The organism is Kutzneria sp. CA-103260, assembly GCF_018263855.1.
Classification (GTDB): Bacteria; Actinomycetota; Actinomycetes; order Mycobacteriales; family Pseudonocardiaceae; genus Kutzneria.
In genome coordinates this window covers 2,160,497-2,186,479 of sequence record NZ_CP073318.1, presented here as the reverse complement: position 1 = coordinate 2,186,479, position 25,983 = coordinate 2,160,497, and the positions used below count along the sequence as shown (strand labels likewise).

At 69.6% G+C, this 25,983-nt stretch carries 19 protein-coding genes; 11 read left to right on the top strand and 8 right to left on the bottom strand.

The genetic code is table 11. From position 1 onward, the window contains the following. Window positions 1-214: 214 nt before the first annotated feature. Window positions 215-1,429, top strand: a complete 1,215-nt coding sequence (locus tag JJ691_RS09665; protein WP_211768435.1) for a cytochrome P450 — start codon at window positions 215-217, stop codon at window positions 1,427-1,429. 230 nt (window positions 1,430-1,659) lie between these two features. Here the strand turns inward: JJ691_RS09665 and JJ691_RS09660 are convergent, their stop codons facing one another. Next, window positions 1,660-2,418, bottom strand: coding sequence for a hypothetical protein (locus tag JJ691_RS09660; protein WP_249227799.1), 759 nt, complete (start codon window positions 2,416-2,418; stop codon window positions 1,660-1,662). A gap of 194 nt (window positions 2,419-2,612) precedes the next feature. Continuing rightward, window positions 2,613-5,330: an AfsR/SARP family transcriptional regulator gene (locus JJ691_RS09655; protein WP_211768434.1), complete on the bottom strand. Its 2,718-nt coding sequence runs from the start codon at window positions 5,328-5,330 to the stop codon at window positions 2,613-2,615. Between the two features lie 398 nt (window positions 5,331-5,728). On the opposite strand from JJ691_RS09655, the gene JJ691_RS09650 reads away from it, so the two are divergent. The 7 genes from JJ691_RS09650 to JJ691_RS09620 all read left to right on the top strand — a co-directional run bounded on the left by JJ691_RS09650 (window position 5,729) and on the right by JJ691_RS09620 (window position 13,204). Then, window positions 5,729-7,177, top strand: a complete 1,449-nt coding sequence (locus tag JJ691_RS09650) for an alpha/beta hydrolase (protein ID WP_249227798.1) — start codon at window positions 5,729-5,731, stop codon at window positions 7,175-7,177. A 404-nt stretch (window positions 7,178-7,581) separates the two neighbouring features. Then, window positions 7,582-8,613 carry a LacI family DNA-binding transcriptional regulator gene (locus JJ691_RS09645; protein ID WP_249227797.1) on the top strand — a complete coding sequence of 344 codons (1,032 nt, stop codon included), beginning with the start codon at window positions 7,582-7,584 and terminating at the stop codon, window positions 8,611-8,613. A gap of 132 nt (window positions 8,614-8,745) precedes the next feature. Further along, window positions 8,746-8,958: a hypothetical protein gene (locus tag JJ691_RS09640; RefSeq protein WP_211768432.1), complete on the top strand. Its 213-nt coding sequence runs from the start codon at window positions 8,746-8,748 to the stop codon at window positions 8,956-8,958. Between the two features lie 11 nt (window positions 8,959-8,969). Next, on the top strand, window positions 8,970-10,346 hold the full coding sequence (locus JJ691_RS09635) for a glycoside hydrolase family 6 protein (protein ID WP_211768431.1): 1,377 nt from the start codon (window positions 8,970-8,972) through the stop codon (window positions 10,344-10,346). A 50-nt stretch (window positions 10,347-10,396) separates the two neighbouring features. After that, the gene (locus JJ691_RS09630) at window positions 10,397-11,422 is read left to right on the top strand and encodes a lytic polysaccharide monooxygenase (protein ID WP_249227796.1); all 1,026 of its coding nucleotides are present in this window, start codon (window positions 10,397-10,399) and stop codon (window positions 11,420-11,422) included. Between the two features lie 140 nt (window positions 11,423-11,562). Then, window positions 11,563-11,994, top strand: a complete 432-nt coding sequence (locus JJ691_RS52150) for a hypothetical protein (RefSeq protein ID WP_249227795.1) — start codon at window positions 11,563-11,565, stop codon at window positions 11,992-11,994. Between the two features lie 184 nt (window positions 11,995-12,178). Then, the gene (locus tag JJ691_RS09620) at window positions 12,179-13,204 is read left to right on the top strand and encodes an MBL fold metallo-hydrolase (RefSeq protein ID WP_211768430.1); all 1,026 of its coding nucleotides are present in this window, start codon (window positions 12,179-12,181) and stop codon (window positions 13,202-13,204) included. A gap of 8 nt (window positions 13,205-13,212) precedes the next feature. Here JJ691_RS09620 and JJ691_RS09615 read toward each other — a convergent pair whose 3' ends face one another. Together JJ691_RS09615 and JJ691_RS09610 are read right to left on the bottom strand one after the other, a co-directional pair. Then, window positions 13,213-14,061 carry a hypothetical protein gene (locus JJ691_RS09615; protein WP_211768429.1) on the bottom strand — a complete coding sequence of 283 codons (849 nt, stop codon included), beginning with the start codon at window positions 14,059-14,061 and terminating at the stop codon, window positions 13,213-13,215. A 347-nt stretch (window positions 14,062-14,408) separates the two neighbouring features. Further along, window positions 14,409-16,577: a HelD family protein gene (locus JJ691_RS09610; protein WP_211768428.1), complete on the bottom strand. Its 2,169-nt coding sequence runs from the start codon at window positions 16,575-16,577 to the stop codon at window positions 14,409-14,411. A gap of 1,028 nt (window positions 16,578-17,605) precedes the next feature. Here JJ691_RS09610 and JJ691_RS09605 point away from each other — a divergent pair. Beyond that, window positions 17,606-18,403, top strand: coding sequence for an Ig domain-containing protein (locus JJ691_RS09605; RefSeq protein ID WP_211768427.1), 798 nt, complete (start codon window positions 17,606-17,608; stop codon window positions 18,401-18,403). A gap of 687 nt (window positions 18,404-19,090) precedes the next feature. After that, a complete protein-coding gene (locus JJ691_RS09600; RefSeq protein ID WP_211768426.1) occupies window positions 19,091-19,633 on the top strand; it encodes a hypothetical protein in 543 nt (180 codons plus the stop codon). A 209-nt stretch (window positions 19,634-19,842) separates the two neighbouring features. Here JJ691_RS09600 and JJ691_RS09595 read toward each other — a convergent pair whose 3' ends face one another. Genes JJ691_RS09595 through JJ691_RS09580 form a run of 4 tightly spaced genes read right to left on the bottom strand, consistent with a single transcriptional unit; the run spans window position 19,843 to window position 24,922 of the window. Then, a complete protein-coding gene (locus JJ691_RS09595) occupies window positions 19,843-20,583 on the bottom strand; it encodes an FkbM family methyltransferase (RefSeq protein ID WP_211768425.1) in 741 nt (246 codons plus the stop codon). 1 nt (window position 20,584) lies between these two features. Beyond that, window positions 20,585-21,778: a cytochrome P450 gene (locus tag JJ691_RS09590; RefSeq protein ID WP_211768424.1), complete on the bottom strand. Its 1,194-nt coding sequence runs from the start codon at window positions 21,776-21,778 to the stop codon at window positions 20,585-20,587. Continuing rightward, window positions 21,775-23,385 carry an FAD-dependent monooxygenase gene (locus JJ691_RS09585; RefSeq protein ID WP_211768423.1) on the bottom strand — a complete coding sequence of 537 codons (1,611 nt, stop codon included), beginning with the start codon at window positions 23,383-23,385 and terminating at the stop codon, window positions 21,775-21,777. Before JJ691_RS09585 ends, JJ691_RS09590 begins: the two co-directional genes overlap by 4 nt. 25 nt (window positions 23,386-23,410) lie before the next feature. Beyond that, window positions 23,411-24,922 carry a flavin monoamine oxidase family protein gene (locus JJ691_RS09580; protein ID WP_211768422.1) on the bottom strand — a complete coding sequence of 504 codons (1,512 nt, stop codon included), beginning with the start codon at window positions 24,920-24,922 and terminating at the stop codon, window positions 23,411-23,413. Window positions 24,923-25,149: 227 nt separating this feature from the next. On the opposite strand from JJ691_RS09580, the gene JJ691_RS09575 reads away from it, so the two are divergent. Next, on the top strand, window positions 25,150-25,941 hold the full coding sequence (locus JJ691_RS09575; RefSeq protein WP_211768421.1) for an alpha/beta hydrolase: 792 nt from the start codon (window positions 25,150-25,152) through the stop codon (window positions 25,939-25,941). Window positions 25,942-25,983 lie beyond the last annotated feature (42 nt).

Sequence of the window (25,983 nt, the reverse complement as noted above, 5' to 3'; positions counted from 1 at the left end):
CGCACGGCTCGGTTACCCGAATCGGGCCGCGACGGTGGACAGATCGGGAGTGACGGCACCGCGCGGCACCTGGCGCCCGAACCGGATTCATCCCTAGGTCACCGTGACATAGCGTTCGATCCTAGGTTACGGTGACCTAGGGGTGGGTGGAGATCCCGCTCCGGCTCAAGACCCCGCGTGTCCACACCGCGGAACCACCACTGGAGGGACTGCCATGACCACCACCGAGTCCCGGCCGCAGCTGCCGTTCAGGCGGGCCAACGCGATCGACCTGGCGCCGCTGTACGCGGTGCTGCTTCGTGAGACCGCTCCGGTCGAGGTGCTGACGCCCGCGGGTGACCCCGCGTGGCTGGTCACCCGGTTCGAACAGTGCCGCGAGTTGTTCTCCGACCCGCGCTTCGGCCGCTCGCACCCAGCCCCCGAGCAGGCGTCCAGGATCTCCGACGCGGCCGTGCTCAACGGCCCGAGCGGCGAGTACGACGACGAGGAGGCCCGCAACAAGCGGATGCGGTCGCTGCTGGTGCCGGCGTTCTCCGCCAGCCGCATGCGCAAGCTGTCCGACCATGTCCAGGAGCTGGTCGACGCCCGCATCGACGAGATGACCGCCGCGCACGACGCCGACCCCTCACAGCCGGTCGACCTGCACGCGCTGCTCTCACTGCCGCTGCCGGTGCTGGTGATCTGCGAGCTGTTGGGCGTGCCGTACGAGGACCGCGACTACTTCCACGACCTGTCCACCCGGCTCGGCCGGATGGACATCGGCGCCGAGGCCCAGGCCGCCGCCGACGAGCTGCGCGAGTACATGCGCCGGCTGGCCGACCAGAAGCGGGCCGACCCACAGGCCGACGTGATGACGGACATGGTGAAGGCCCAGGCCGAGGACCCTTCGTTCAGCGAGCAGGACATGGCGCGACTGGCCGCCGGCCTGCTGTTCGCCGGGCACGAGACCACCATGACCCGCATCGACATGGGCACCGTGTTCCTGCTGTCCGACCTCGACCGCCGCGACCGGTTCGCCGCCGACCCCGACGGGCTCGCACAGTCCACTGTGGAGGAAGTGCTGCGGTACACCTCGCTCGGCGACCTCGGGCTGCTGCGCTACGCCCGCGAGGACGTCGAGGTCGAAGGCGTCACCATCAAGCGCGGCGACTGCGTGCTGCTGTCGTCCAACGCGGCCAACCGGGACCCGTCCGTGTTCACCGACCCTGACGAGTTCGACCCCACCCGCTCCCCCAACATCCACCTGGCCTTCGGACACGGCATGCACTTCTGCATCGGCGCCAGCCTGGCCCGCACCGAGCTGAAGATCGCCCTGTCCACCCTGTTCCGCCGCCTCCCCACCCTCCGCCTGGCCGTCGCCCCCGACGACCTGGAGATCCGCCCCGGCTCCCTCACCGGCGGTCTGGTGTCGCTGCCCGTCACCTGGTGACGTCGTGAGCGGGTGGGCCGGCGTGCCCACCCGCTCGGGTGTCGAAGGCTTGGCGGGCAACGCTGCTGTGGATCCATGGCGGCGGACACGTGATGGGCGCGGCGGCCATCGACGAGACGCGTGTCGCCATCGGCGTACCAGTCCCCCGGCCTCGGCACGGTCACAGGCCCGACAGGGAGGGCCGGGCCTGCGACCGTCGATACGTGAGCTCGGGTCGACGTGCTGGCGGGCTAGCTGTAGGTGATGTCCCAGTTGCGGCCGTCGTAGATCGCGAGGGCCGCGGTCTCGCCGTCCTTGAACTGGATCCGCACCGGAACCGTCAACTGCGCAATGTTCATCACCGTGCTGGTGGTGTACTTGCCGAAGGCGATCCAGTAGAGCGGACTGGGCGAAAAGTCGACATTCATGTTCGAGCCCGTCGGAACGACGAACGTGCCGAATCCCGACATGCCGACACCCACGGATCCAGAGTTGGGCGTACCCGCCTTGGGAACCGTCTGGTCCTCGAAGACATGCAGACTGGACCCCTTGTAGGGCGTCGTCTTCGAGAAGACGTAACCGTCATCGACGTAGGAGAGGGTGACGCCGTTGTTCTGCGTGAGGTCGGCGGGAATGATCTGCCCCGCACTGAACTTCGTTCCCGGCGCGAGGGTTCCCTGCTGCCCCCAGATGAAGTTGTAGTCCAAGCCCCAGAGGAACGTGACACTGGTACCCGCATGACAGGTCTTCGTCATCCAGGCCAGGGTCACCGCGTCGTCCCCCAGCGTGGGATCCTCCTGAAATATGATGGCCTGATAGCCTTCCAGCAGCGAATCATTGAAGATTTTGACGGAGTAGTCCACCTTGTTCGGTTGCACCGCCGCCATGTTCTGCCGAGTGCCCGTGGCCGCGTTCGCGACGTTGGCCAGGCTTGTGCCGAGCAATGCCGAGCCGAGGGTGGCCCCCAGGGCGACAAGGCCCTGCCGCCGACTGATTCTGAACTCTTCCATCTGTCCTCCCCGTCCACCAACGTCCACGGCGGGCAACCGCGGAAGCGGCCCGACACCGACCGTGCTCAACGGGTGTGCCGTGCGCCGACGCAAGGCTCCGGCACGGGACTTGAACGAAACCTTGCAGTTTTCTTGCCGCGCAAGTGGACGCGCGCCACTGCACCGAGGATACGAACCACGAGTCGGTGCCAGGTCTAAGGGCTCACGCGTACGCCGGCGGCCACCAGTTCCGCCCGAGCCCGTCCGGCCAGCAGCCGGGCGCCGCTCAGCTCAGCCAGTTTCAGTGCGGCGCCAAGGATGTCCAGGCCGGTCTGGAGATCGCCGGCTTCGCGGACGGCGAGCCCCCATTCGTACTTGGCCCAGGCCAGTTCCAGCCGCGCGGGCGAGGGCTCCAGCACAGCCACCGCCTCCGCCAGCAGCGCACGCGCCTCGGTGCCGTCGGAGACCGCGCCAAGGCAGCGCAGAGCGGTGCCGATCACCCGGGCGGTGCCCCACCGATACGCCGCGTCCAACTCCTCGGTGGCCAGCTGTCGGGCTTGTTCCCGCTGTCCGAGAGCGGCGCAGATCCGTGCGGCCAGGGTCCGCCACGGGGTTGCCACCGGGGTGCCGAGCCCTTCCTGCCGCTCAAAACCCCCGTAGGCCAGCAGGAGGGCCAGCGCGCCGCTGAGATCTCCCCGCTCCGCCTGCACCCGGCCCGCACTGACCAACACCGGCGCCCATCGCACTGACTCGTCGGTGGCCCCCTTGGCGTGCTGGTCCAGGATGTCGGCGGCCGCGGCCGGGTCGCCGAGTTCGACCAGTGACTCGACCGCGACGGTCACCAGTGAAAGCCGGGCTCGCAGATCGGTGCGCAGCGCGCCGTCGAACCGTGGGGTGAGGGGGATTCGCTCGCCCCGCCGCCATTCCACGTTCACCAACCCCGCCACGGCTTGGGCGGACGCGACGGTCGCCCCGCACCGACCGGCCAGCTCCCGCATCTGGTCGTACCGCAGGGCGGCATCGTCGAGCCGGTCGGTGAGCGTGTACCCGAGGCCGGCAACCCCCAGCACGTACGTCGCCCGCGCATCGGCGGCCAGTTCACCACGCAGCCCACGGTCGAGGAGATCGTTCACGGTCGCCGCGTCGCCCTCGCCGATCATCGCGGGCGTTGCCAGCGCCAGCAGCACGGCCCGCTGCCCCGGGGTGTCGCCCGGAATGCCAAGAGCACGGAGCCGCTCCGCCCATACGCGGGCCTTCGGCAGGGTTGCCGGCCGCTCGTACCCGACGAGCACGAGCTGCGCCTGTACGCGCCACCACTGTTCCCGGAGCAGCGTGTCCGAGCCGGCCTGCGTCGCGAGGTCGGCCACCGCGCGCTCAAGCACGTCCATCGCCTGCTCGTGCCGGTAGGCGGCGAACAGGGCATCGGCCAGCAGACTCGCGGCCCGCCCCCGGGTCAGCGGATCGGTCAGCCTGGGCAGGGCCAGCGCCAACCGCCGCGCTGCCGCGTCCGGGTCGGACAGCATCTCGTCGGCGCCCAGGTCCAGGATGACGTCGCCGCGCTGCTTCGTTGAGGTCGGCTCCCTCAGGGCACGCCGCAGGTACCTCGTGCCCGTTTCCGGCAGTCCTCGGCCTCGGGCCGCCCGGGCCGCCTCGCGCAGGACCTCAACCCGCCACTGCCCGGGGCCTGGGTCGGCGAGCAGCAGATGCGTTGCCACCTGTTCGGGCGGCGCGCCGTCGGCGTACAGCAGTTCCGCCGCGCGGGCGTGCCCGGCGGCCAGTTCGGTGGGAGTGATGGCGGTTTCGGCGAGTATGGAGCGGATCGATGGGTGGCTGAATCGCGCGGCGCCGTCGGGAGCGACTACGCCGATCCGTCGCAACCGGTCGGCGTGGTCACGGCTTTCGGCATCGCTCAGGCCGCTCAGGGCTGCCGCCAGCGGCCAGTCGGCGTCGTCGCCCAGCACCACCAGGGACTGTGCGAGACGGCGGGTCGCTTCGTCCTGTGTAGACAGTCGCTGGACGGCGGACTCCGCCACCCGGGCCACATCCTCGGCCGCTGGCCTGACCTCGTGCTCACCCAGCACCTGAAGAAGTTCAGCGCCAGCGACCACCGAGATGACCGGGTCGGCCGTGCCGGTGTACGCCTCAGTCAGACGTTCGTGCCGCTTCGGCGGTTCGAGGCCCCTACCCGTGAGGGCACCGCCGTCCGTCGGCAGACCAGCGTCCGAACGCAGCATTTCCTCATGAGCCCGCCTCAGCGGCGCGGACGGGTCGATACCCAACTGCTCGGCGAGCTCTGCCCGGAGCCTGGCATAGATGTCGAGCGCCTCACCAGTACGCCCCGCCGCGCGCATCGCCCTCATCAACGTGGCGGCCAGTGGCTCATGCAGCGGATGCTGGATGAGCATCCCGGTCAGCGTGTCGATCACCGCGGCCGGGCCGAACACCGAGAGCTCGGCCTCGGCCCACTCCACGACAGCGTCGACGCGTTGCCCCTGCCACGCCTGCCGGACCGCGTCGGCCCACTCGCCCGGCATCGCCGCCAGCGGGGTGCCACTCCACTGCGCCAGCGCGGCCCGCAGCAGCTCAGTCCGGGTGCGGACGTCCTGGTGCGGCTGGCGTGCCTCAACCACCAGACGCCGGAACCGGTGGACGTCCACCGTGTCCTCCGCGACGTCGAGCACGTACCCGTGTGTGCGACGAAGCAGCACAGCCGAGCCGTCGCCGGCGGCGAGGATCCTCCGCAGCCGGGCGATATAGACATAAAGCGCGTCCCGCACCCGGGCGGGCGGCGCATCGCCCCAGACCCTGTCGACGAGCGTGTCCATCAGCACCAGCCGGCCGGCGTCGGCGGCAAGCACCGCGAGGATGCCTCGCTGCCGCGGCGGCCCCAACGGGATCGACCGACCCGACACCTCGGCCTCGATCGAACCCAACAGCCTGAACTCCACCGACCCCCCGACCGCGATCGTTTGACGTCGGCCAGCGCCCCCAAATGATGGATGAGCCTGGTCTTCATGGCCAAAGCACAGCAACGCGTCGCCGGCCGCGCCAGCCGAACCAGGCTACAGCCGCGCATATCGCTGTCAATCAGCCGATGGCGAGGCGCCGACCCGCACATCGACCAGGTCGCCGGGTTTCGATCAATTCGACAGATCCACGGTCGGCTCCGCGAGGTCCCCAGGGGCCCAGTAAGACCAACGAGTTCGCCGAACAGTCCAAGAACCCCACAGCGGACCGGACCCGCCACACACACGTTCTAATCCTCAGGTATGACAAAACCGTAGCTTCGAGGCTGACGGCAGCGTAGGGCTCGCCGGCGAGAATCACCGAGGTGATCTTCGGAACCAGAGTCATCGCCGTCGCCTGCGTCGTCGCCGCGACAGCCGCGGCCGTGCCCGCCACGGCAGACGCCGCCCGCGCCGCGCTGGACTGGCAGCCTTGCGGCAACAACGCCCGGTGCGCGACGTTGACCGTCCCGCTCGACTGGTCCCAGCCGCACGGCGCGCAGATCAGCCTTGCGCTGTCCCGGGTCAACGCCGCCGATCCGAGCAAGCGGGTCGGCACGCTCCTGATCAACCCGGGCGGTCCCGGCGGCGCGGGCGCGGAGTCGATCGAGTACGGGGCCGACGGGCTCCCCCAGCAGCTGCGGGACCGGTTCGACCTGGTCGGCTTCGACCCGCGTGGGGTCGGCCACAGCGTGCCTGCCGTGACGTGTTCGCAGCCGGTGTTCGACCCCACGGTCACCCAGTTCCCGACCACCCAGGCTCAGTTCGACCAGCTCGTCGCCCACAACCGCGCCGTCGGCGCGGACTGCCTGCGCAAGACCGGCCCGCTGCTCGCGCACCTCGACACGATCAGCGTAGCCCGCGATCTGGACGCGATCCGTGTCGCCCTGGGCGAGGACAAGCTGAACTTCCTCGGCCTCTCCTACGGCAGCCTGATCGGCAATCTCTACGCGCGCCGGTACCCGCAGCACGTCCGCGCCATGGTGCTGGACGGCCCGATGGACCACTCGTTGGGCAGTGCCCGGTTGGTGGCCGACGAGAACACCACGACCGAGGTGAGCCTTCGTCACTTCTTCGCCTGGTGCGATCAGCAGACCAGCTGTGCGCTGCACGCCCGGGGAGCCGAGGCGACCTATGACGAACTGTTGCGTCTGACCGCCAAGGGTCCGTTGCCCGCCAACGGCATTCCCGGCGGCAGCCCCGGCGAGGTGGTGCTCCAGGGCGTCTACGAATACCTCAACGTCACGTCCCAGTGGCCCAACCTGGCCACCGCGATCCAGCAGGCGGTCGCCGGCGACGCCGGTCTGCTCGCCGACGCCGCCGACAACGGGCCGGACAGCCCGAGCGACCCGACGCACGTGGCTGGCGCCAACACCTACCTGGCGATCGCCTGCCAGGATTTCCCTTCTGACGTAACGACGTTCGGGCAGCTGCGACAGCAGATCACCCAGGCCGCCCGGACCGCGCCGCACGCCGCCGGCCACGTCGAGGCGTGGCTGGTCCAGGCCGGCTGCACCGGCTGGCCGGTGCCCGCCGCCGATCCGTGGCGGCCCGAGCCGGTTCGCGGCGCGCCACCGATCCTCGTCGTGGCCGGCAAGTACGACCTGGCGACCCCCTACTCGTGGGGTGTCGGCCTGGCCCATCAGATCGCCGGCTCGATCCTGCTCACCCGCTCCTCCGACGGCCACACCGGGCTTTTCAACGACCCCTGCGCCGTGCAACGAGAAGCCGACTACCTGACTGATCCGGCCGCGCGGGTGCAGCCCTGCCGTTAGTTCGTCCAGTCAGCGCAGCCGTATTGGGCCGTCGTCCCGATTTCCCACCTGCCGAACGGAATACACGGCGTCCAGTACTACCCGAACGGCGCAGGGCAGGCCGCGACCATGGGCTCCACCATGGGCGAGGACTACCAGATCGGTCCCACCGGCACGGTGTCGTCGCGGGGAACCCAGTGTCAGATCAGGGTCACCGACGCGGCGGACGCACCGCTCGCGGGCAATCGAATCTGTCGGTTCGCACTGCCTTCCCCCTGCGCCAACGGCTGCGGCCCCGCGTACACGGCGGTCGCTTACACGACATCGTGGGTGAACACGGCTTCCTTGCCCCCGGCATATGTTTGCGGTAACACTGAGGTCAGGTACGTCCCTCCGCTGGACAATGTCGTCGTATGGGGTGCAGCGTGACCGCTGTCGATTTCCGCCCGGCGCGCCCGACGCTCGCCGACGTCGCGCGAGCGGCCGGGGTGTCCTGCGCGACCGCGTCCCGTGTGCTCAACGGCTATCCGCGGGTGCGTCCCGAGACACGCAGACAGGTCGAGTCCGCGATGGCCGCACTCGGCTACGAACGCCAGCGCGCCGCCCGGTCCGCCACCCAGAAGCTCAGCCGCTCGATCGCGTTCGTGGTGTGCGAGGAAGGGCTGCGGCTGTTCTCCGATCCGTACTTCGCGCGGATCGTGGTCGGGGTGAGTCGCGAGGTCACCGCGGCCGGCCTACAGCTCGTCCTGCTCACCGTGCCGTCCACAAAGGACTGTCAGGCGCCCGCGATGCACTTCCTGGGCAGCGGCCATGTCGACGGCGCGTTGTTCGTGAGCATGCACGGACGCAGCCCGCTGGACCTCGATCGAATCGGCGTCCCCGTGGTCGTCGGCGGCCGGCCGGTCTTCGGGGAGAAGGAATACGAGGTCTCCTACGTCGACGCGGACAACCACGGCGGGGCCGCGCGAGCCGTTCGACACCTCATCGACAGCGGGCGCTCCGCGATCGCCACCGTGGCGGGACCCCGAGACATGGCCGCGGGAATGGACCGCCTCGCCGGCTACCGGCAGGTCATGGCGGACGCGGAGCGATCCGACCATGGCCTGGTGTTCTTCGGCGACTTCGGCCAGGCCTCCGGCGAACACGCGACGGCCCGCTTGCTGGACCGCAGACCCGACGTGGACGCCATCTTCACCGCCTCGGACCTGATGGCCGTCGGAGTGCTTCGCGCGCTTCGGCGAGCCGGCCGCCGCGTGCCCGACGATGTCGCCGTGGTCGGTTTCGACGACCTGCCCATAGGCCGGCGCACCGATCCCCCGCTGACCACCGTCCGCCAGCCCATCGAGGAGATGGGCGCCCGGATGACGCGCGATCTGCTCGGCCTGATCGTCGGCGGTCGGACCGGGCGGCGCGGCGTCGTGCTCGACACCGAACTGGTGCTCCGCGCCTCGGCGTGAAAGATACATCGGACACGACGCCGGTCCGCCCAGGTCAGCGGGTATCCAGCCAGCAGCTCGGGTTCGGTCGCGACGTGAATATGTTGCCGGGCTCTACATTTCTCCCGCCGCTCGAGCGGGAGGAGCACACCTATGCGACGACGACGTCGTTTCGCACTCTGGCTGGAAGCGGACCACGGCACCGGCACCTCCAAGTCCAATGAGGACACGTATCTGCTCGCCTGGCACTACGCGTGGGGCACCGCCGCCGACAACTCCTCCACCACGACCTTCCCTTCCCCGCGGCGTTCGACGCGTTCGCCCGGCTGCTCCCGAACGTGGCTCCCCCTGCCGGTTTCTGACTAGGAGACACCAGAATGACGTTGCGACCACTGGCGGCCGCGGCACTGGCCGCGGCCACGACGATCGGCTTGTTCGCGGTGGCGCCCGCGACAGCGACATCCTCGCCGCTGGCAGGCCACGTGGCGAACCCTTATCTGGGCGCGAGTTCATACCTGAATCCCGACTACGTCAGCGAGGTCAAGGCCCAGGCGAACGCCGACGGCTCGGCCGCCGAGGCCTCGGTCGCCAACTACCAGACCGGCATCTGGCTGGACACCATGGCCGCGATCGGCGGCGTCGGCGGCCGACTGGGCCTGCGGGCGCACATGGACAAGGCGCTCGCCCAGGCGGCGAAGGGCCCGGTCGTGATCGAGATCGTGGTCTACGACCTGCCTGGCCGCGACTGCGCCGCACTCGCGTCCAACGGCGAGATCCCGGCCACGACGGCCGGCCTGACCACCTACGAGTCCCAGTACATCGACCCGATCGCCTCGACTCTGGGCAGCTCCAAGTACACCGGCAACAGCAACCTGCGTGTCGTCGCGGTGATCGAACCCGACTCGCTGCCCAACGCGGTCACCAACCAGAGCAAGCCGGCCTGCTCGACCGCGACGCCGTTCTACGAGCAGGGCATCGAGTACACGCTGAACAAGCTGCACGCGATCCCGAACGTCTACAACTACCTGGACATCGCCCACTCGGCCTGGCTCGGTTGGGACAGCAACATGGGACCGGCCGGGCAGGAGTTCGCCAAGGTCGTCCGGGCCACCACCGGCGGCTTCGCCAGCGTGGACGGGTTCATCAGCGACACCGCCAACTACACGCCGACCACCGAGCCCTTCCTGCCCGACAGCGGGATCCAGGTCGGCGGGCAGCCGCTGTTCTCGGCCAACTTCTACCAGTGGAACCACTACTTCGACGAGCACACCTACGACACCGCGATGTACAACACGCTCGTCTCCACCGGGTTCCCGAGTCGGATCGGGTTCCTCATCGACACCTCCCGCAACGGCTGGGGCGGGCCGAACCGGCCAACCCGGGTCGACACCTCGCCGACCACGCCGGGCGCCTACGTGGCCGCGAACAAGATCGACCAGCGGCCGTTCCGCGGTGACTGGTGCAACCAGAACGGCGCCGGCATCGGCACGCGTCCGCAGGCGCAGCCGTTCGGGACGGCCGACCACGTGATCGCCTTCGTCTGGATCAAGCCGCCCGGCGAGTCCGACGGCGACTACCCCAGCGGCTCGCACACCCACGGCGACCCGCACTGCGACCCGGCCGGCACCAACACCGACGGCAACGGCGGCACCTACTCCACCGGCTCGATCCCCGGCTACGACGTGCCGGCCGGCCAGTGGTTCGCCGCGCAGTTCAAGCAGCTCGTGGCCAACGCCTACCCGGCGCTGTCCTGACCTCGTCCGGGGGACCGCGCCGCGGTCCCCCCTCGTCGAAGGGGTTCACCGTGAGAAGACCGACACTGTGGTTGGTCGCCGTCCTGGCGGCGGTGACGGCCCTGGTCCTGGGCGGCACGCCCGCCTGGGCCCACGGGGCGATGACGTTCGCCGGCAGCAGGACTTTCCTCTGCTACGAGGACGGCATCACCGCGACCGGCCAGATCGTGCCCCACAACCCCGCGTGCCAGGCGGCCATCGCCCACAGCGGGCCGACTCCGCTGTACAACTGGTTCGCCGTGGGCAACCGGACCGCCAACGGCGGCACCGTCGGGGTGATCCCGGACGGCAAGCTGTGCAGCGGCAACAGCGACTACTACGACTTCGCCGGCTTCGACCTGGCCCGCGACGACTGGCCGGTCACCCACCTGACCAGCGGGGCGACCATCCAGGTCAAGTACAACAAGTGGGCCGCGCACCCCGGCACGTTCCGGCTCTACATCACCAAGGACGGCTGGGACCGGACCCGGCCGCTGACCTGGAACGATCTGGAGAGCATGCCGTTCTCCACCGCGGTGCAGCCACCGTCGGTGGGATCACCCGGGAGCCTGAGCAGCTACTACTACTGGAACGCCACCCTGCCGGCAGCCAAGACCGGGCCTCACGTCATCTACTCGATCTGGGCCCGGTCGGACAGCACGGAGACGTTCTACGGCTGTTCGGACGTCCTGTTCGACGGCGGCAACGGCCAGGTCACCGGCATCGGCGGTGGCCAGACACCGCCGCCCAGCACGCCGTGCACCGCGACGTACGCGATCACCGGTTCCTGGGCCGGCGGCTTCCAGGGACAGGTGACCGTGACGAACTCGACCTCGGCGCCGATCGGCAGCTGGGACGCGAGTTGGACGCTGCCGGACGGCGAGAATGTCTCCAGCGTCTGGAACGGAGCCCTTTCCCGGTCCGGATCGCTGGCGACCGTCGCCAACGCCAGCTGGAACGGCCAGCTCGCGCCCGGCGCCAGCACGACGTTCGGGTTCACCGCCGACTATCCCGGCACGCCCGCGGTCCCCTCGCAGGTGTCCTGCTCCGCCGCGTGACCGCAGGTCGCCCGGCCCGGACACCCGGACCGGGCGACCGTCCACAAGGGATTGAACGTCGAATCAGTCGAACGCTGAACGGCTCCCGCGGCGGCCACGTACCGGACGGTGGGGCGTGGCGAATGTGACGGGAGTGGGCAATGAGGATCAGTTACGCGGCGGTTCCCCGGAGGGTCCGAGTGGCCGCCGTGTTGCTCGGCGCGGCGGCTGTTGTCGGCGGCGCGGCCGTGGTCGTCACGAACAGCGGCGGCGGCACCGCGAACGCGGCCGCGGCCGTGCCGACCGTGGTCTGCCCCTCCGTCCAGGACAAGCTGCCGGCGATCCCCGCCGCGGCCCAGGCCGAGGTGACCCGGAACCTGAACCTGCTCAACACCCAGATCGCCGAGGCCGACAAGCGGCTCGTCACCTCGCAGGGGCAGGGCGGCCCCAACTTCGTCAACAACGCGATTTTGGGTCCGCTCAAGGACAAGCGGATCGCCGTGCTGGACCGGATCGCCATCGACATCGGCCGCGTCGCCGGCGCCAAGCCCGCCGGCCTGGACGCCCTCGCCGCCTGCACCCTCAACGGCTGAGCCCACCTGTCTCGGGGCCGGGGCGGCTTGCGGCAACCGCCCCGGCCCCGTTCGGCTGTGGGTGAACGGGCGTCCGGCCGGGGAACATCGCGCCGCGGCGGATCGTTGCGCCTTCAAACAGGTCACTCGCCTCGTGAAGTCAACGGCTCACATTCCGGGCGGTGCACGACCCGGAGGAGAAGCCATGACGTTGATCGGCACGGCAGCGCTCGGCGGTCGCCCGACCGGCGACCGGCTGGCGCGGATGCGGCACTCGCCGAACTATCGGGACGGGGCCTTCCAGAACCCGGCCGGCCCCGCGCAGCCCGTGCCGTCGCCCCACCACCCGGCGGCCACCGTGGCGAGACGCCGGCCGGCTGGACCGGTGCCGCTCGTCCGCCCCGACCTGGCCACGCCCCCGGCCGGCGTCAGAACAACCTGGCTCGGACATTCCACCGTTCTCGTGGAACTCGACGGCGGCACCGTGCTGTTCGATCCGGTGTGGAGCAACCGCGTCTCGCCGTCCGCGCTGATCGGCCCACGGCGGCTGCACCCCGTGCCGGTCGAACTGGCCGACCTGCCGCCGGTCGACGCCGTGGTCATCTCCCACGACCACTACGACCACCTCGACACGGCGACCATCAGGAGAATCGCCGTCCGGTGGCCGAGAATCCGGTTCGTGGTGCCGCTCGGCGTCGGGGCGCACCTGGCGCGCTGGCGCATCCCGGCCGCCCGCGTCGACGAAGTGGACTGGACGGAGTCGGTGACCGTCGCCGGCCTCACACTCACGGCGACGGCGGCCCGGCACTTCTCCGGGCGGGTCCGGCCGGGCAGCAACGGTACCCTGTGGGCCGGCTGGGTGGTGGCCGGCGCGGCGCACCGGGTGTTCTACACCGGCGACTCCGGCTATTTCGACGGGTACCGGGAGATCGGCCAGCAGCATGGTCCGTTCGACGTGACGCTGGTCCAGATAGGCGCGTACTCGCACCTCTGGCCGGACGTCCACATGACACCGGAGGAAGGCGTTGCCGCGCACCGCGCGTTGCGGGGCGAGTTGCTGATCCCGGTCCACTGGGGCACTTTCGCCCTCGCCGGGCACTCCTGGTCCGAGCCGATCGAGCGGCTGCTGGCCGAAGCCAGCGCGCACGACGTCCGCGTAGCCGTCCCGCGTCCTGGCGAACCCGTCACCGACGCGCCCACCACGGACCGGTGGTGGCGCGAGATCGCGTGAATTGCCGGTCAGCCGAGGCGCGCGGCGGCGATGGCCCGCTCGGTGACCGGGTTGAACACCGACGAGTTCACACTCCAGCGGATGCCCGTGAACACGCCGGTGGCCGTGTCCGCGTACAGCATCAGGTGCCCGAAGCCGCCGCCGGACCACTCGCTGGTGCTGGTGATGCGACTGTCCGGATAGGACGAATAGGCGCCAACGCCGTAGACCCCGTGTGGATTCTTGGTGCAGTCCACCACTTGGACAGCGTGTTGGGTGCTGCCGGCCTGGTTGCCCACCCCGTCGTACGTGCCGGCGCGGCGGCGCACCAGCATCATGTGGCCGGTGTCGGTGTCACCGGGCTGGCGGGTCAGGTCGTCGAGCGCGATCAGGTCACCGACCCGGAGGTCGTCGACGGTCAGCACCGGGGTGAAGTGCGGCGCCGAGCCGTGCCGTCCGGTGAAGACGCGGTGGTACTGCCAGGCTTGCGGGCTGGGCGAGCCGAAGTGCTGGGCGAAGAACTCCGCCGTGGCCCACTGCGGGTAGGAGTGTTTGAGGATGCCGGTCTGGAACGACGCGCACTGGGCGAGGTTGCGATAGGACGCCGGGTCGCCCGGGTCGCCCCACGTCATCTGGTCCGGCACGTCGGGCTGGCCGGGCGGCGCGGGCAGCCGGTACTTGTTGTTGCCCGCCTCCCACGGCAGCAGGTCGAGGTAGCCCAGCAGCCGTTCCGCTTCGAGCAGGTGTGGCGGATAGGGGCCGTAGGGAGCCGAAACGCCCTCGCGTGGCGCGGCCGTCGCGGGACCGGCCAGCACTGTCGCCGACGCCGCGCCGGCGGCCGCCGACAGCACGGCGCGCCGAGTGATCGACCTGACCATGACGCCACCTATTTGTTAAGAAAGTTTCCTTATCTGGGTCGACGGTACGCGGGCTCTCGACGACCGGTCAAGCGACGATCATTCACGGATACCACCAATCCCAGCGCCGCGCGCCAAAGCCACTACCGAAGTGTTGCCCGCATCCGGAGCTCGCCCGGTCCGAATGACGCTCCCAGGACGGGGCGGACCTGTTGCTGGCCGGGCAGGTGTCGCAGGCTCCAGCGGGCGCTACGCTCTCGTGGGTCCGGTCGCCTTGCTGTAGCGCGTTTCCTGGTCAGCGGTGGGGGTGCCGGTAGCGCTCACATCCCGATCCTGGTCATACATCACTTCGGTGCGCAAGACGTCGATCATGGGCAGCACGGAGTTGAGCTTGAGGTGCCCTCGAACGGCGGACGGCGGGGCTTCGATGGCCGCTCGGAGTGACGTCGTTCCTGGATCCGCGACAGTTCGGCCGGCGCTGGGCCAGGATGCACGATCCCCAGTCGCCGGGTCGCGCGGGTCATGGCCACGTAGAGATCGTTGTAGCCCAAGGGAGCGGTGAGGATCGCGGCCGGGTCGACGATCAGCACGGAGTCGAATTCCAGCCCTTTGGCCTGCTCTGGCGTCAGCATGACGACGGGATCGGTGATCGCGGGTGGCGTGGTGAGGCGCAAAGCCTTCCTGAGCAAGGAAAGGTGAGAAGGCACCGTGATGATCGCCAACTGGCCGTCGGTGTGCCCGCTGGCGATGTCGGCGACGACGTCGGGCAACTCGGCGAGCGTGGTGTGCTGACGCCAGGGTGATTCACCGGCGGCGCGTACGGATCGGGGCGGCCGCAGGTCGGCATGGTGCGCGGCGAACAGGTCGCTGGTGGCGGCCATGATCTCCGCTGGGGTTCGATAGTTGATGGTGAGCTGGGTCAACCGCCAGCGATCGTCCACCTGTGGCCGCAGTGCGCGATCCCATGACGAGGCACCGGCCGGATCGCTGGTTTGAGCGAGGTCTCCGACGATGGTCATCGATCTGGTGGGACAGCGACGCATCACCATCCGCCAGGCCATGGCGGACAGTTCCTGCGCCTCGTCGACGACCACGTGCCCGAACATCACCCCACCTCCGCCCTCAGCGCTGGTCTCGCCGAGCATCGCGGCGGCCTCGTCCAGCAACGGAATGTCCGCCGCACTCCACTCCCCCGCTGGCTGGGCGAGCAGATCGGCCACCACCTGCCGCGCGGTCAGCGGCGGCCACAACTCGTCCAGCACACGGCACACCTCCGCATCGGCCGACAGGGTGCTGCGCAGGCGGCGAAGGTCAACGTCGTCAAGCAGGCGCTTCGGACCGTCACGGTCGTCGTCCCGGTCGGGGTCGAGCACCACACCCGCGGCGGCCAACGCACGCAAGTCGGCCGCGCTGAGCCGGCCGTCGGCGCTGCCACCGTCAAGGGCCTGGCCGGTATCGGTGAACACCACCCCTTCCATCCGGTCGATCAGGCGCTGTGCGAGCAGGTCGACGATCCGTTGCTGGAACACCAACCGTGCCTGGTTGTACGGCAGTCCGGCACGGGAAGCCATGGTCCGAGCGCGGCGGCACTCACCCGGATCCAGCCGCACGACCTGCTGCTCGAACTCCACCGCGACCGGCTCATCGGGAATGCGCACCCGCGACCGCACCGCGACCGCGATCCGATCGGCCATGTCGGCCCGGCCCTTGGCCTCGGCGATCTCAGGCAGGTCCGTGCGGCTGATCTGGATGTCCGGCCGTAGCAGGGGGATAGTCCGTGTCACCACGGCGTGCTCGCCCAGACCGGGCAGCACCTGCCCGATGTAGTCCAGGAAGACCTCGCTGGGGCCGACGATCAACACGCCCCGCGTGCGCAGGTGCGGACGGGTGTACAGCAGGTAGGCCAGCCGGTGCAGCGCGACCGCCGTCTTGCCAGTCCCCGGGCCGCCCTGCACCACCAGCACACCGGCGTATCCGTCACGGACAATGTGGTCCTGCTCGGCCTGCAGCGTGGTCACGATGTCGCGCATTCGACCGGTTCGATCCGCCGTCAGCGCCGCCACCAACGCCGCCTCCCCGAGCAGGGCGCCTTCCCCAGCGGCACCGGCGGTGTCCGGATCGAGCAGTTCGTCGTCCAGCGCGAGGACTACCCGCCGTCGGGTCGTGATGCGGCGTCGCCGTCGCACCCCGTGCGCGTCGGCCATGGTCGCGGTGTAGAACGGCTGGGCCGCCGGTGCTCGCCAATCGAGCAGCAATGGCTCGTCGTCCTCGTCCTGGAACAGGCCCAGCCGGCCGATGTACAGGCGACGCCCATCACGCATGTCCAGCCGTCCGAAGCACAGTCCGTCCTCCACGGACTCCAGGCGGGCCAATTCCGCCCGCCACAACGCCATCGCTTCCTGGTCCGCCGCGGCATCCCGAGCCGCGGACAACCAGGTCGCCGCCTGCTCGCGCAGGGCGTCCAGCCTGGCGTACAGGGCGGTCACGAACTCCTGCTCCAGGACAAGCTCACGATCGACCTCTTCGCTGGTCGGCATTCCGTTCCCCGCTGTTCGACGATCAGTGGCATCGAGGGTGCACGGCGACGTCGCGAAGAAAAAGCCTTGTTCTTTCCCGTGGCTTCAGCCGACCGAGACGAGGCTCGCCGGTCAGCACACGGTGTTGTCGTCGGCCGATGTCGCCGGGACGACCTGGATCACGTCCCAGTGCTCGACGATCCTGCCGTCCCGCACTCGGAAGATGTCGACGACGGCCGACCCGAGATCGCCCTGGCCTTGGCAGCCGCGACTCCACCGGGGGACTGCGGGTTGTGCTGGTGGTACGGGTCGGCGACGTGCCGGTCGACTTCCGCCTGCTGTGGGGGGGGTGATCGTGCCCTCGTCCATGGCGCCGATCATGACGATGTGCGTGCTGGTAGCGATGTGGACGTGGAACGAGTTCCTGCTCCCGCTCGTGCTCATCACGAACGAGGACCACCGCACCGCTGGGCCTGGCCTTCGTCAAGGGCGAACACCTGACCGGCTACTCGGCGCTGTCCACGGCGGGCATCATCGTGGCGCTGCCGATCGTGATCCTCTACTTCTGCCTGCAGAAGTAGAGGATCATCTCCGGCATGCTCAACGGAACAGCCACCAAGTGACTGTCCCTCGACGAAGAGCCCCGCGACGGATGGCCGACGAGATCGTTCACGGGCACATCGGTGTGCGTGGCTGACATGAAAGTGCCAACCGTATCGGAGCCGGGCAGCCGTCACTCTCTGTCGTTCTCGCAGGAGAGGAGACGAAGTCGAGGGGTCCTCTTCACCCGACCGCGGCACAGTGGCAAGCTTTCCCGCAGCCGGTAAACCCGTTGCAGGAAAAGCAAAAGAGGGCGCGTGAACGAAGAGCAGCACGGTCGTCCACCTGGCGCACGAACCGTGCACCCGGACGCCGCAACGTCATCTCCTCGCCAACCGTGGACGATCCTCAGCCGCGAGACCACCCTGCCGTCCACTCCCCACGCGGGACGACGCCGTAGACGCCGCGCGGTACCCGTCCGGCCGCACCCCCGGCGCAGCCGCCTGGCCGTGATCTGCCTGGCCGCGGTCGCCGCCGGAACGGCCGGCTCCCTGGTCGTCTTCTCCGCCGGCCAACAAGCGGCCGGCATCGCCGAACCGGAACCAGTGATCACCGGTGGCGGACCTTCGACGACGCCGCGGACCACTGCACTGACCATCGCCGAACCGAACGACCAACACGGCTCCGTCGGCACTCCCGTGCACCTGCACATCGCGCTCAGCGGCGCGTTCGGCGCACAGACCTTCCACACCACCGGCCTGCCCACCGGACTCACCATCGACACGTTCACCGGCGACATCTCCGGCACCCCCACCACCGCCGGCACCACCCGGGTGACCGTGACCGCCACCGACGCCGGCGGCAACTCCGGCGAAACCGGGTTCAACTGGACCATCGCGCCGGTCACCATTTCCCTGACCACGCCAGATGATCAGCACACGAGTGTGGGCGACGCCGTCTCCCTCGCCCTCAACGCGCACGCCAGCGATCAGGGCCCGCTGACCTACCAAGCGTCGCCGCTGCCCACGGGACTCTCGATCGCCCCCTCGACCGGCCGTATCAGTGGCAGTCCCGCCGCACCGGGAACCTGGACCGTGACGATCACGATCATCCGCGCCACTGCCGCCGCGGCGACGGTTTCGTTCCACTGGACCGTCAGCCCACCCGTTGTCCGCGGCTCGGCGCCGCCGGAGGGTCCGGACACCACCTCGCCGGCTCCCCCACCGGGAAGCGCCGATCCCCAGCCCGGCACCGGGAATCAGCCGGGTTGTGCCGACGACACATATCCCTGGGATTGGGACTGTTAGGCCGCTGCCATCGCGATGGGACCAGGAGGTTGCCAGTCGATGGACCATGTGACGATTGCTTCCAGCTAGAACGCGTTCTAGGAGGTGGGTTCGGTTGGAGTGAGCGCTTCGGGTGATGCGCCGCGGATCGGGCGGTGAAATGACGGCGGCCGGGGCACGTCGCGTGTGGCACGGCAGGTGATCACGGGGAGCCTTCTGGTACAGGCTTGATCTTCGTAAATCCAGTCTCACCAGGGGCTCCTCGGACACCTTCCCGGGCCCGGTTTGATCAGCGGCGCACCTTGTCGGTGTGGGACTCGCGGTACTCCTTCGAGTTCAAGCGCCAGAATCTTGGTGAGATCATCTCAGTCAGCCTTGCGGTCCTGGGGCACCCTGATATCACGCGAAGGGCCACGTGAATGGCCTCCTTGCGCCGAGCACTTGACGCGCCCACCCTGAAATCGACCCCTTATCACCAGCACAGGAACCCGGGTCTTCCCGGGGATGCCTGACCCCGTGAATCATCCCTCCGACAACGGTTGGCGAGGGGCTCACGAACAAAGTGACTGATTTCGCCTGCGGCTTCGTGACAACAGGCGGCCGGAGTGGTTCCCGGGGATGTACCGGCTGCCGGGATCGCCCCCGATTACCGGTGTCGGCCAACGCGACGAAGCGCTTCACCACTATTCCGAGAAGGAGGCAACACCGATGAGGCGTTCCCTCACAGCTCTCATTACGGCCGGCATCACGGCCCTCTCACTGGTCACCGGCGCCACCGCCGCGTCCGCGGCGCCGAACGCGACGGCGACCCCCTCCCACACCTTGGTGATCGACCAGTTCGCCACCTCCGGCCCCAACGGCCGGTACATCCAGATCCAGAACATCAGCCTGGCCACGCTGGACCTGTCCAACTTCACCGTCGACGCCTGGACCGGCTCGGTCCGGCCGATCTCCTCGGTCCCGATCCCGTGGCCCACGACCCTGCGGCCCAGCCAGGTCTATGTGCTCGCCAACCCGGACCTGCCCTCGGACGGTCGGGTCGGCATCTGTCTGCGGAACCCGCTCGGCGACGCAGTCGACGCGGTGGCCACCATGCCAGGCACGCCGTGCCAGCAGGGGCGCCCAGCCAACCCCCAGCCGTTCGGGCCCTTTGCGGTCGCCCTCACCCGGGTCTGCAACACCGGCGACAACCTGCGTGACTTCCAACTCCTGCCCGCGACCAAGTTCCGCCCCAGCCCCATCACGTGCTGACCATCCCACCCGACCGGTGACCGGATGACCTGGGAACTCGCCGGTCGAGCACGAGTTGGCGCGAACACGATGGGGCCCAACGGGAATCACTCCCGGTGGGCCCCATCGCCGCGGCCGGGCGACGAATTACGACGTGCTCACCCCAGTAACCAGGCCCGCGGCTGACAACAGGCCGATGGGTGTTCTCGCCGGCTCCAGGACGTCCCCGGTCATCGGACGGCGTGAACCATAAAGGTCCGGATGGTTTCCGGGATCATCGGGGAAGATCGGACCTGCGGCGCCAGCCCATGCCGCGCCAGCAGGTCGCACACCAGCGCGAGCCGGTTGTCCAGATCCTGCACTTCCAGCACGGCCTGCTGGACCAGCGGCCAGTGGCCGGGGTCAATCCCTTGCAGGACCTCCAGTTCAGCGCCCTCGACATCGATCTTGAGCAGGTCGATGGCACGGTCGGGCTTCAGGAACGACGACAGGCGCTCCACCCGCACGTTCACCGTGCGTCCCGTGTACTGGAGCTCGATCTCCTCGGCCGGCAGCACCGCGCCGAGGGCCTGCTTCTGGAGTTCCTTCTCATCGGGGTAGCGGGTCGAATTCGCTGGCAGGGCGGGATAGTAGGTGAACTGCACGTCTACTTCACGCGTCGCGCCGAGGGCGCATGCTTCGACCTCGACGCCGTCGAGCCGATGGCCGGCGATGTTGCGACGGAGCGCGTCCAGCGTTTCGGGCATCGGCTCGAAAGCGTGCACGGTAGCGTCGGGCCACGTCTTCTTCACCAGGTAGGAGAACAGTCCGACGTTCGCCCCGGCGTCGATGACAAAAGCCTGGGCCGGCAGGGTGATCCCGTCATAGCCGCCCTGTTCGAAGATCTCCTCGTACTGCCACCTCAGCTCACTTTCGCTGGGCGCGAAGAAAGTGATGTCCGGGCGAACCTCGAAAGCCTCGATGTCGGTCATGTCAGCAGCCTTTCCTCACGACGACGCTGGACGGACCGTGGAAAACCAGGTCATACGGGTACTCCACGCTCTCCACGGTGAACTCGCCGAGGGCCGCGAGCAGCAACCCGAGTCCGATCTCGACCTCCGCCCGCGCCAGCGTCGCGCCGAGGCAGTAGTGGATGCCCAACCCGAAACTCAGTCCTCGGCCACCCGACCGGTCCAGTTGCAGCTCGGTGGGCGCGGCGAACCGCCCGGGGTCGCGGTTCGCCGCGCCGAGCATGACCATCACCTTGCTGCCAAGGAGGATCTCCACACCGCCAACGGTGGCGTCCGCGTAGGCCCACCGGCTCACCGCCTGCACGGGCGCGTCGATGCGCACCAGTTCCTCCACGGCTGCCGGATCCACCCCGGACGACCGGAGCACGGCCAGCTCCTGCCGGCTCGACGACAACGTCAGCACCGCCTTGCTCAGCACATTCGTCGTCGTCTCGTGGCCGGCGGTCATCAGGTGCACGCAGGTGGCGACGATCTCGTCGGACGACAGCGGCTCACCACTCGTCTGCGCGGACACCAACAGCGACAGCAGATCGGCGCCGGGCGACTCGCGTCGCTCGGCCGCCAGGGCGAGGAAGAAGTCCCGAAGTTCGCCCGCGGCTCGCTCGGCGACCTCGTGGGCGCGGGGATTGCGGGCGGCGCGGCTGCTGCTCGCCTCCTGGAGGCCGACGGCCTGGCGGCGCAGCCAGCTCCATCGTTCGCGCGGCACGCCGAGCAGCTCCGAGATCACCAGGATCGGCAACGGCGCGCTGAACGTCTCCACGAGATCGAAGACGGGGGGCAGGTCGTGCAGCAGGTCCGCGGCGATCTCAGTGATCCGCTGCCGCAGGTTCGTCACCACGGTCGGCGAGAACTCCCGGTTGACCACGGACCGCAGTTCGGTGTGCCGGGGCGGGTCCAGGAACACCAGCCAGTTCTCCACCATCGCGCGCAGCGCCGAGTGCCCGGTCGGAACCGGTCCGCCCGACGCCGCCCGCCGGCCGAAGACCTGACTGGACAGCACGGTCGACGCGGCGTCGTGGCCGAAGACGTAGTAGACACCGTCGGCCAGATGCACCGGCGACTCCGCGAGGTACCGCTCGTACCGCGGGTACGGATCACGAACGTCGGCATCGGTCCAGCCCTGGAGGCTGAACGGCGGCAGGATCGTCGCGGTCATCGCGCACCGCCGCGCACCTGGTCGGCGATCTCCCCGGCGGCAGCGGGTGCCGGCAGTGAGTGGCCGCGCCAAGCCACGTGTCCGTCCGGGCGGACGAGCACGAACGGCCGCTCGTAGACCTTCGCGATCTCCTCGTTGTCCAGCACGACGACGCTGAAGGGGATTCCGCGCGAGCCGAAGGCGTCCGTGAACGCGGCCGTCCGGTCGGACTCGGCGAAGCACAGCAACACGAAGCCGTCGCCGAAAAGGTCCAGTGTGGACATTCCCGGCTTGACCCAGGCGTGCGGCGCGCGGGAGCCCGGTCGGGTGTTGGGCCGCCGGTCCTCGGTGTTCTCCGCGGTGGGATCCGGCACGATCAGCGGCGAGCCCGCGTAGGTGAAGCCGAGGTGGATCTCGGGCGCGTCGAACTCACGGGCCACGCCACCGCGCCGCAGTCCCTCGCTGATCTTGGCCCGGACGAACTCGCCCTCCGGGGTGTCGTCGTTGAGCTCGGCCGGGATCTGACGCCGCATCGCGCGTTCGAGGTTGCGGTTGGCTTCCTCCAGTCCCTCCAGCGCGACCGGCTTGCGCTCGGTGGTGTAGCTGCCGAGCAGGCCCGGTCCCGCCCAGCCCCCCAGCTCGGCCGCCAGCTTCCAGCCGAGGTCGGCCGCGCCGCAGATACCGGTGTTCATGCCGAAGCCGCCGGACGGGGACAGCGTGTGGGCGGCGTCGCCGACCAGGAAGACCCGGCCGTGCCGGAAGGTGTCGGCGACGCGGTGCACGAGATGCCATTCGTTGTCGGACAGCACCTCGACCGGCGTCTCGAACGCGATGGCCGCACGCACCAAGGTCTCCGCGTCCTGCCGCGACTCCGGATCTCCCTGGAGGCCGACGGTGAGCCGGTACAGGCCCGCGCCGTCGAGGGCACGCACCGGGAACCGCAGCGCGGAGGAGATCATCAGGTAGAAGAAGTTGGCGTTGCGCTCGCCGAGGCGCTCCCGCAGTTCCGGCGCACGGAACAGGATGTTGCGGAACACCTGGGTCTCGTGCCGGGCCGGCGCGCCGATCCCGCACTGCTTGCGGATCTCCGACCCGGTGCCGTCGCAGGCGATCAGGCACTGGGCCCGGACCGTCGTCACCGCGCCCGTCTCCAGGTCGGTGATGGTCGCGGTCACGCCGTCGGCGTCCTGCGTGAAATCGTCCAGCTGCGTGCGCATCCGCACTGGCCCGTCGGGGTGCTCACCGAGTTCGGACCGCAGCAGCGGGCCGAGCCAGTGCTGCGGGCAGATCGCGTCGGGCTCCGGGGTGTGCCGGAACTCCGGGCGGGTGTCCATGGTGTGCCGGTCGAGGCGGAACAGCTCGTGACCGCCGATGCGAGTGGTCCACACGCAGTCCAGTGGGTGGTCGCCCGGCCAGCCGGCGTGCCGGATCCGGTCGGCGATGCCCCAGCGCCGGAAGAACTCCATCGAGCGCGGGCCGATGCCGCTGACCCTGGGGTGGCCCACCGCGCCGTCGCCCGCCTCCACCAGCACGAAGCTGACACCGCGCGAGCGCAGCTCCAGACCCATCGCCATGCCGGTCGGGCCACCGCCGACGACAAGCACCTCGGTGGTGAGTAGCGAGCTCATCTGTCTTCCCCTTCGTAGCACGGCATCAGGCGGCGCCGCCGGGAATCCGGCGGTAGCCGTGGGAGCGGACCGGCTGGGCGACCGGCGCGCACGCGTGGATCTCCTGGGCGGCGGCGAGCCCGGACTCGATCGCGCCCTCGATCCACGCGGGGTACGACGAGCAGTGCTCGCCGGCGAAGAACAGCGTGCCCTGCGGCTGCGCCGCGAGGGCCCGTTCCTCCTCCGCGGTCACGATGTCCTTGCTCCAGCGCACCGATGCCCCGCCGAGGCTGGCAGCGTCCTCGCCCCACGCCTGGGTCACGACGTCCAGCACCATGCCGGGCTCGGTCAACTGCGGGTGGATCACGCTCAGCTCGTCCAGCACCACACGGGTCCGCTTCTCCCGCGGCACCTTGACCAGGGCGTCCGGCTCCGGTCCGATGCGGTAACTGGCCAGCAGCGCGGCCCCCAGCAACGGATCGCTCTCCACCGGCGGGTAGTAGGTCTGTCCCACCAGACCGCCGGTGTACGAGCCTCCCCCGCTGATGCCGTCCCGTTCCCAGAACGCCTCCCGGCAGTGCACCGCGATCTTCGTCGCCGGCCAGTACTGCATGTCGTGCACGGCCGCCAGCTTGGCGTCGTCGAACCCGGTGAGCCGGATCCCGCGCAACACCGAGAACGGCACGGTACACAGCACGTAGTCGCAGTGGCTGGCCGCGGTGGCCAGCCCGCGTCGCGTCTCCACCACCACACCGTCGTCGCGCACGTGCAGGCCGACCACCTTGCGCCCGTGGTGCACGGGCCCGCGCAGGCGGTCGGCCAGCCGGCGGGCGATCTGGTCCATGCCGCCTTCGAGCCGGGACAACTCCGAGGAGGTCTCGGTGGTGATGTCGTCGAAGAAGTGCTGCAACCGGCTGCGCGCGGCGAATCCCGCGTTGTTGGCCAGGAATCGGTTGAGGTCGACGCGTTCGGCGGCGCCGTCGACCAGGAACGGCCGCACGTCGATGCCGTCGAGCAGATCCAGCAACTCCAGGTTGAGGTCGGCGTGCAGGTTCTGCTGGAAGGCGCCGGGCGCGACCGCGTTGACGCTGGCCGTCAGCCAGGCCGCGCACAGGACGGACTCGTCCCGATAGGACCGGTCGGCCGGCAGGCGCCGGCGGAACTCCTCGACCAACACCGGCGACGCGTCGCGCACCCGCCGGTGCCCGGCCGGCGTCTCCAGGAAGTTGCCGTCGTCGGAGAACAGCGTGCGGAACTGGCGCACGCGGTCACTCAGGCCCAGCCGGTCGATCCACTGCATCGTTCGGTGGTGGGACGCCGGAATTCGCATCGCGCCCAACTCGGCCAGCGGGCCGCGAGCGCGCCCCGCGAAGCCGTGCGTCCGCACCCGGCCACCGACCCACAGTCGCGATTCCAGCACCTCGACGCTGTGTCCGAGCCGCTCCAGCTCGTACGCGGCGACCAGGCCGGCGACCCCCGCGCCGATGACAGTGACCCGTTTCGGATTCCGCCGCGTGCGCCACCGTGCCGCGTCGGCGGGGAGAAGGTTGGTGTGCAACGGATTCCCTTCGGCAGAACGGGGGTCGATCGGCTGACCGCTTCGGGGCGGGACCAATCCTGGCCAACCGACGGGCCGTCCCACATCCCCAGCCGCCGCTCGCGATGGAGTGTTTGTGGCGCCCGCGCCACGCGATCGCCAGCCGGACGGGCCGCCGACATCACACGAGGCAATGGAATCCGGCACGCACACGTGCCGGCGCGCTGTACACGGGCGACTCTTGTGCCATGTCACTGCGCACAGTCGAAACACAGCGCCACATCACGGTGCGCGCCCACGACGGCCTGCGGCTGGCCGCAACCCTGGTGACGCCCGCGACGACAGCCCGCCGGGCCGTGCTGATGTTGCACGGCGAAGGCGCGACGCGCGAGCAGGACGGCTTCTACCCGCGGCTGGCGTCCGACCTGGCCGGGCGCGGCGCGACCAGCCTGCGCCTCGACCTCCCCGGACACGGTGAGAGCGAGGGCCGCCAGGAGGAACTGAGCCTCTCCGGGCTGCTGAACATCATCGGCGCCGGACTGGCGCACCTGCGTGAGAACGTCCCGGACACGTCGGTCGCCCTGGTCGCCACCGGGCTGACCGGTGGCGTCGCGGCCGGCTACGCCGCGCGCAAGGGCCCAGAGGTCGATCGGCTGGTGCTGCTCAATCCGCTGATCGACTACAAGGAGCACTTCGTCGACGCGCAGCCCGCGTGGACCGGCGACTTCCTCGACGAGCCGGCGGCCCGGACCTTGTCGGCCGACGGGCGGCTTGCGCTGTCGCCGACATTCGCAGTCGGCCGAGCCATGCTCAACGAGGTGTTCTGGCTCCAGCCGCGCGGTGTGCTGGGCATGATCGCCGCGCCGACGCTGATCGTGCACGGCGCCGGTCCGACCGACGTGCCGGTGGAGTCCTCCCGCGCCGCCGCCGACGCGCTCACCTGCTCGCACCGGTTGGTGGAGATCACCGGTCCGCAGCGCGATTACTGGCAGGCTCCGGTGATCCGGGTGGCGACCGACTGGATCATCGCTGACAACTGAAAGCCAGCAACGGCGGGGGTGCGCGCACCCCCGCCGTTCCTG

Coding starts and splice junctions, on each gene's coding strand:
- JJ691_RS09575 (WP_211768421.1), top strand. CDS start 25,150: ATGTCACTGCGCACAGTCGAAACACAGCGCCACATCACGGTGCGCGCC.
- JJ691_RS09665 (WP_211768435.1), top strand. CDS start 215: ATGACCACCACCGAGTCCCGGCCGCAGCTGCCGTTCAGGCGGGCCAAC.
- JJ691_RS09600 (WP_211768426.1), top strand. CDS start 19,091: ATGAGGCGTTCCCTCACAGCTCTCATTACGGCCGGCATCACGGCCCTC.
- JJ691_RS09610 (WP_211768428.1), bottom strand. CDS start 16,577: ATGCCGACCAGCGAAGAGGTCGATCGTGAGCTTGTCCTGGAGCAGGAG.
- JJ691_RS09660 (WP_249227799.1), bottom strand. CDS start 2,418: ATGGAAGAGTTCAGAATCAGTCGGCGGCAGGGCCTTGTCGCCCTGGGG.
- JJ691_RS09585 (WP_211768423.1), bottom strand. CDS start 23,385: ATGAGCTCGCTACTCACCACCGAGGTGCTTGTCGTCGGCGGTGGCCCG.
- JJ691_RS09640 (WP_211768432.1), top strand. CDS start 8,746: ATGCGACGACGACGTCGTTTCGCACTCTGGCTGGAAGCGGACCACGGC.
- JJ691_RS09595 (WP_211768425.1), bottom strand. CDS start 20,583: ATGACCGACATCGAGGCTTTCGAGGTTCGCCCGGACATCACTTTCTTC.
- JJ691_RS09590 (WP_211768424.1), bottom strand. CDS start 21,778: ATGACCGCGACGATCCTGCCGCCGTTCAGCCTCCAGGGCTGGACCGAT.
- JJ691_RS09635 (WP_211768431.1), top strand. CDS start 8,970: ATGACGTTGCGACCACTGGCGGCCGCGGCACTGGCCGCGGCCACGACG.
- JJ691_RS09620 (WP_211768430.1), top strand. CDS start 12,179: ATGACGTTGATCGGCACGGCAGCGCTCGGCGGTCGCCCGACCGGCGAC.
- JJ691_RS09615 (WP_211768429.1), bottom strand. CDS start 14,061: ATGGTCAGGTCGATCACTCGGCGCGCCGTGCTGTCGGCGGCCGCCGGC.
- JJ691_RS52150 (WP_249227795.1), top strand. CDS start 11,563: ATGAGGATCAGTTACGCGGCGGTTCCCCGGAGGGTCCGAGTGGCCGCC.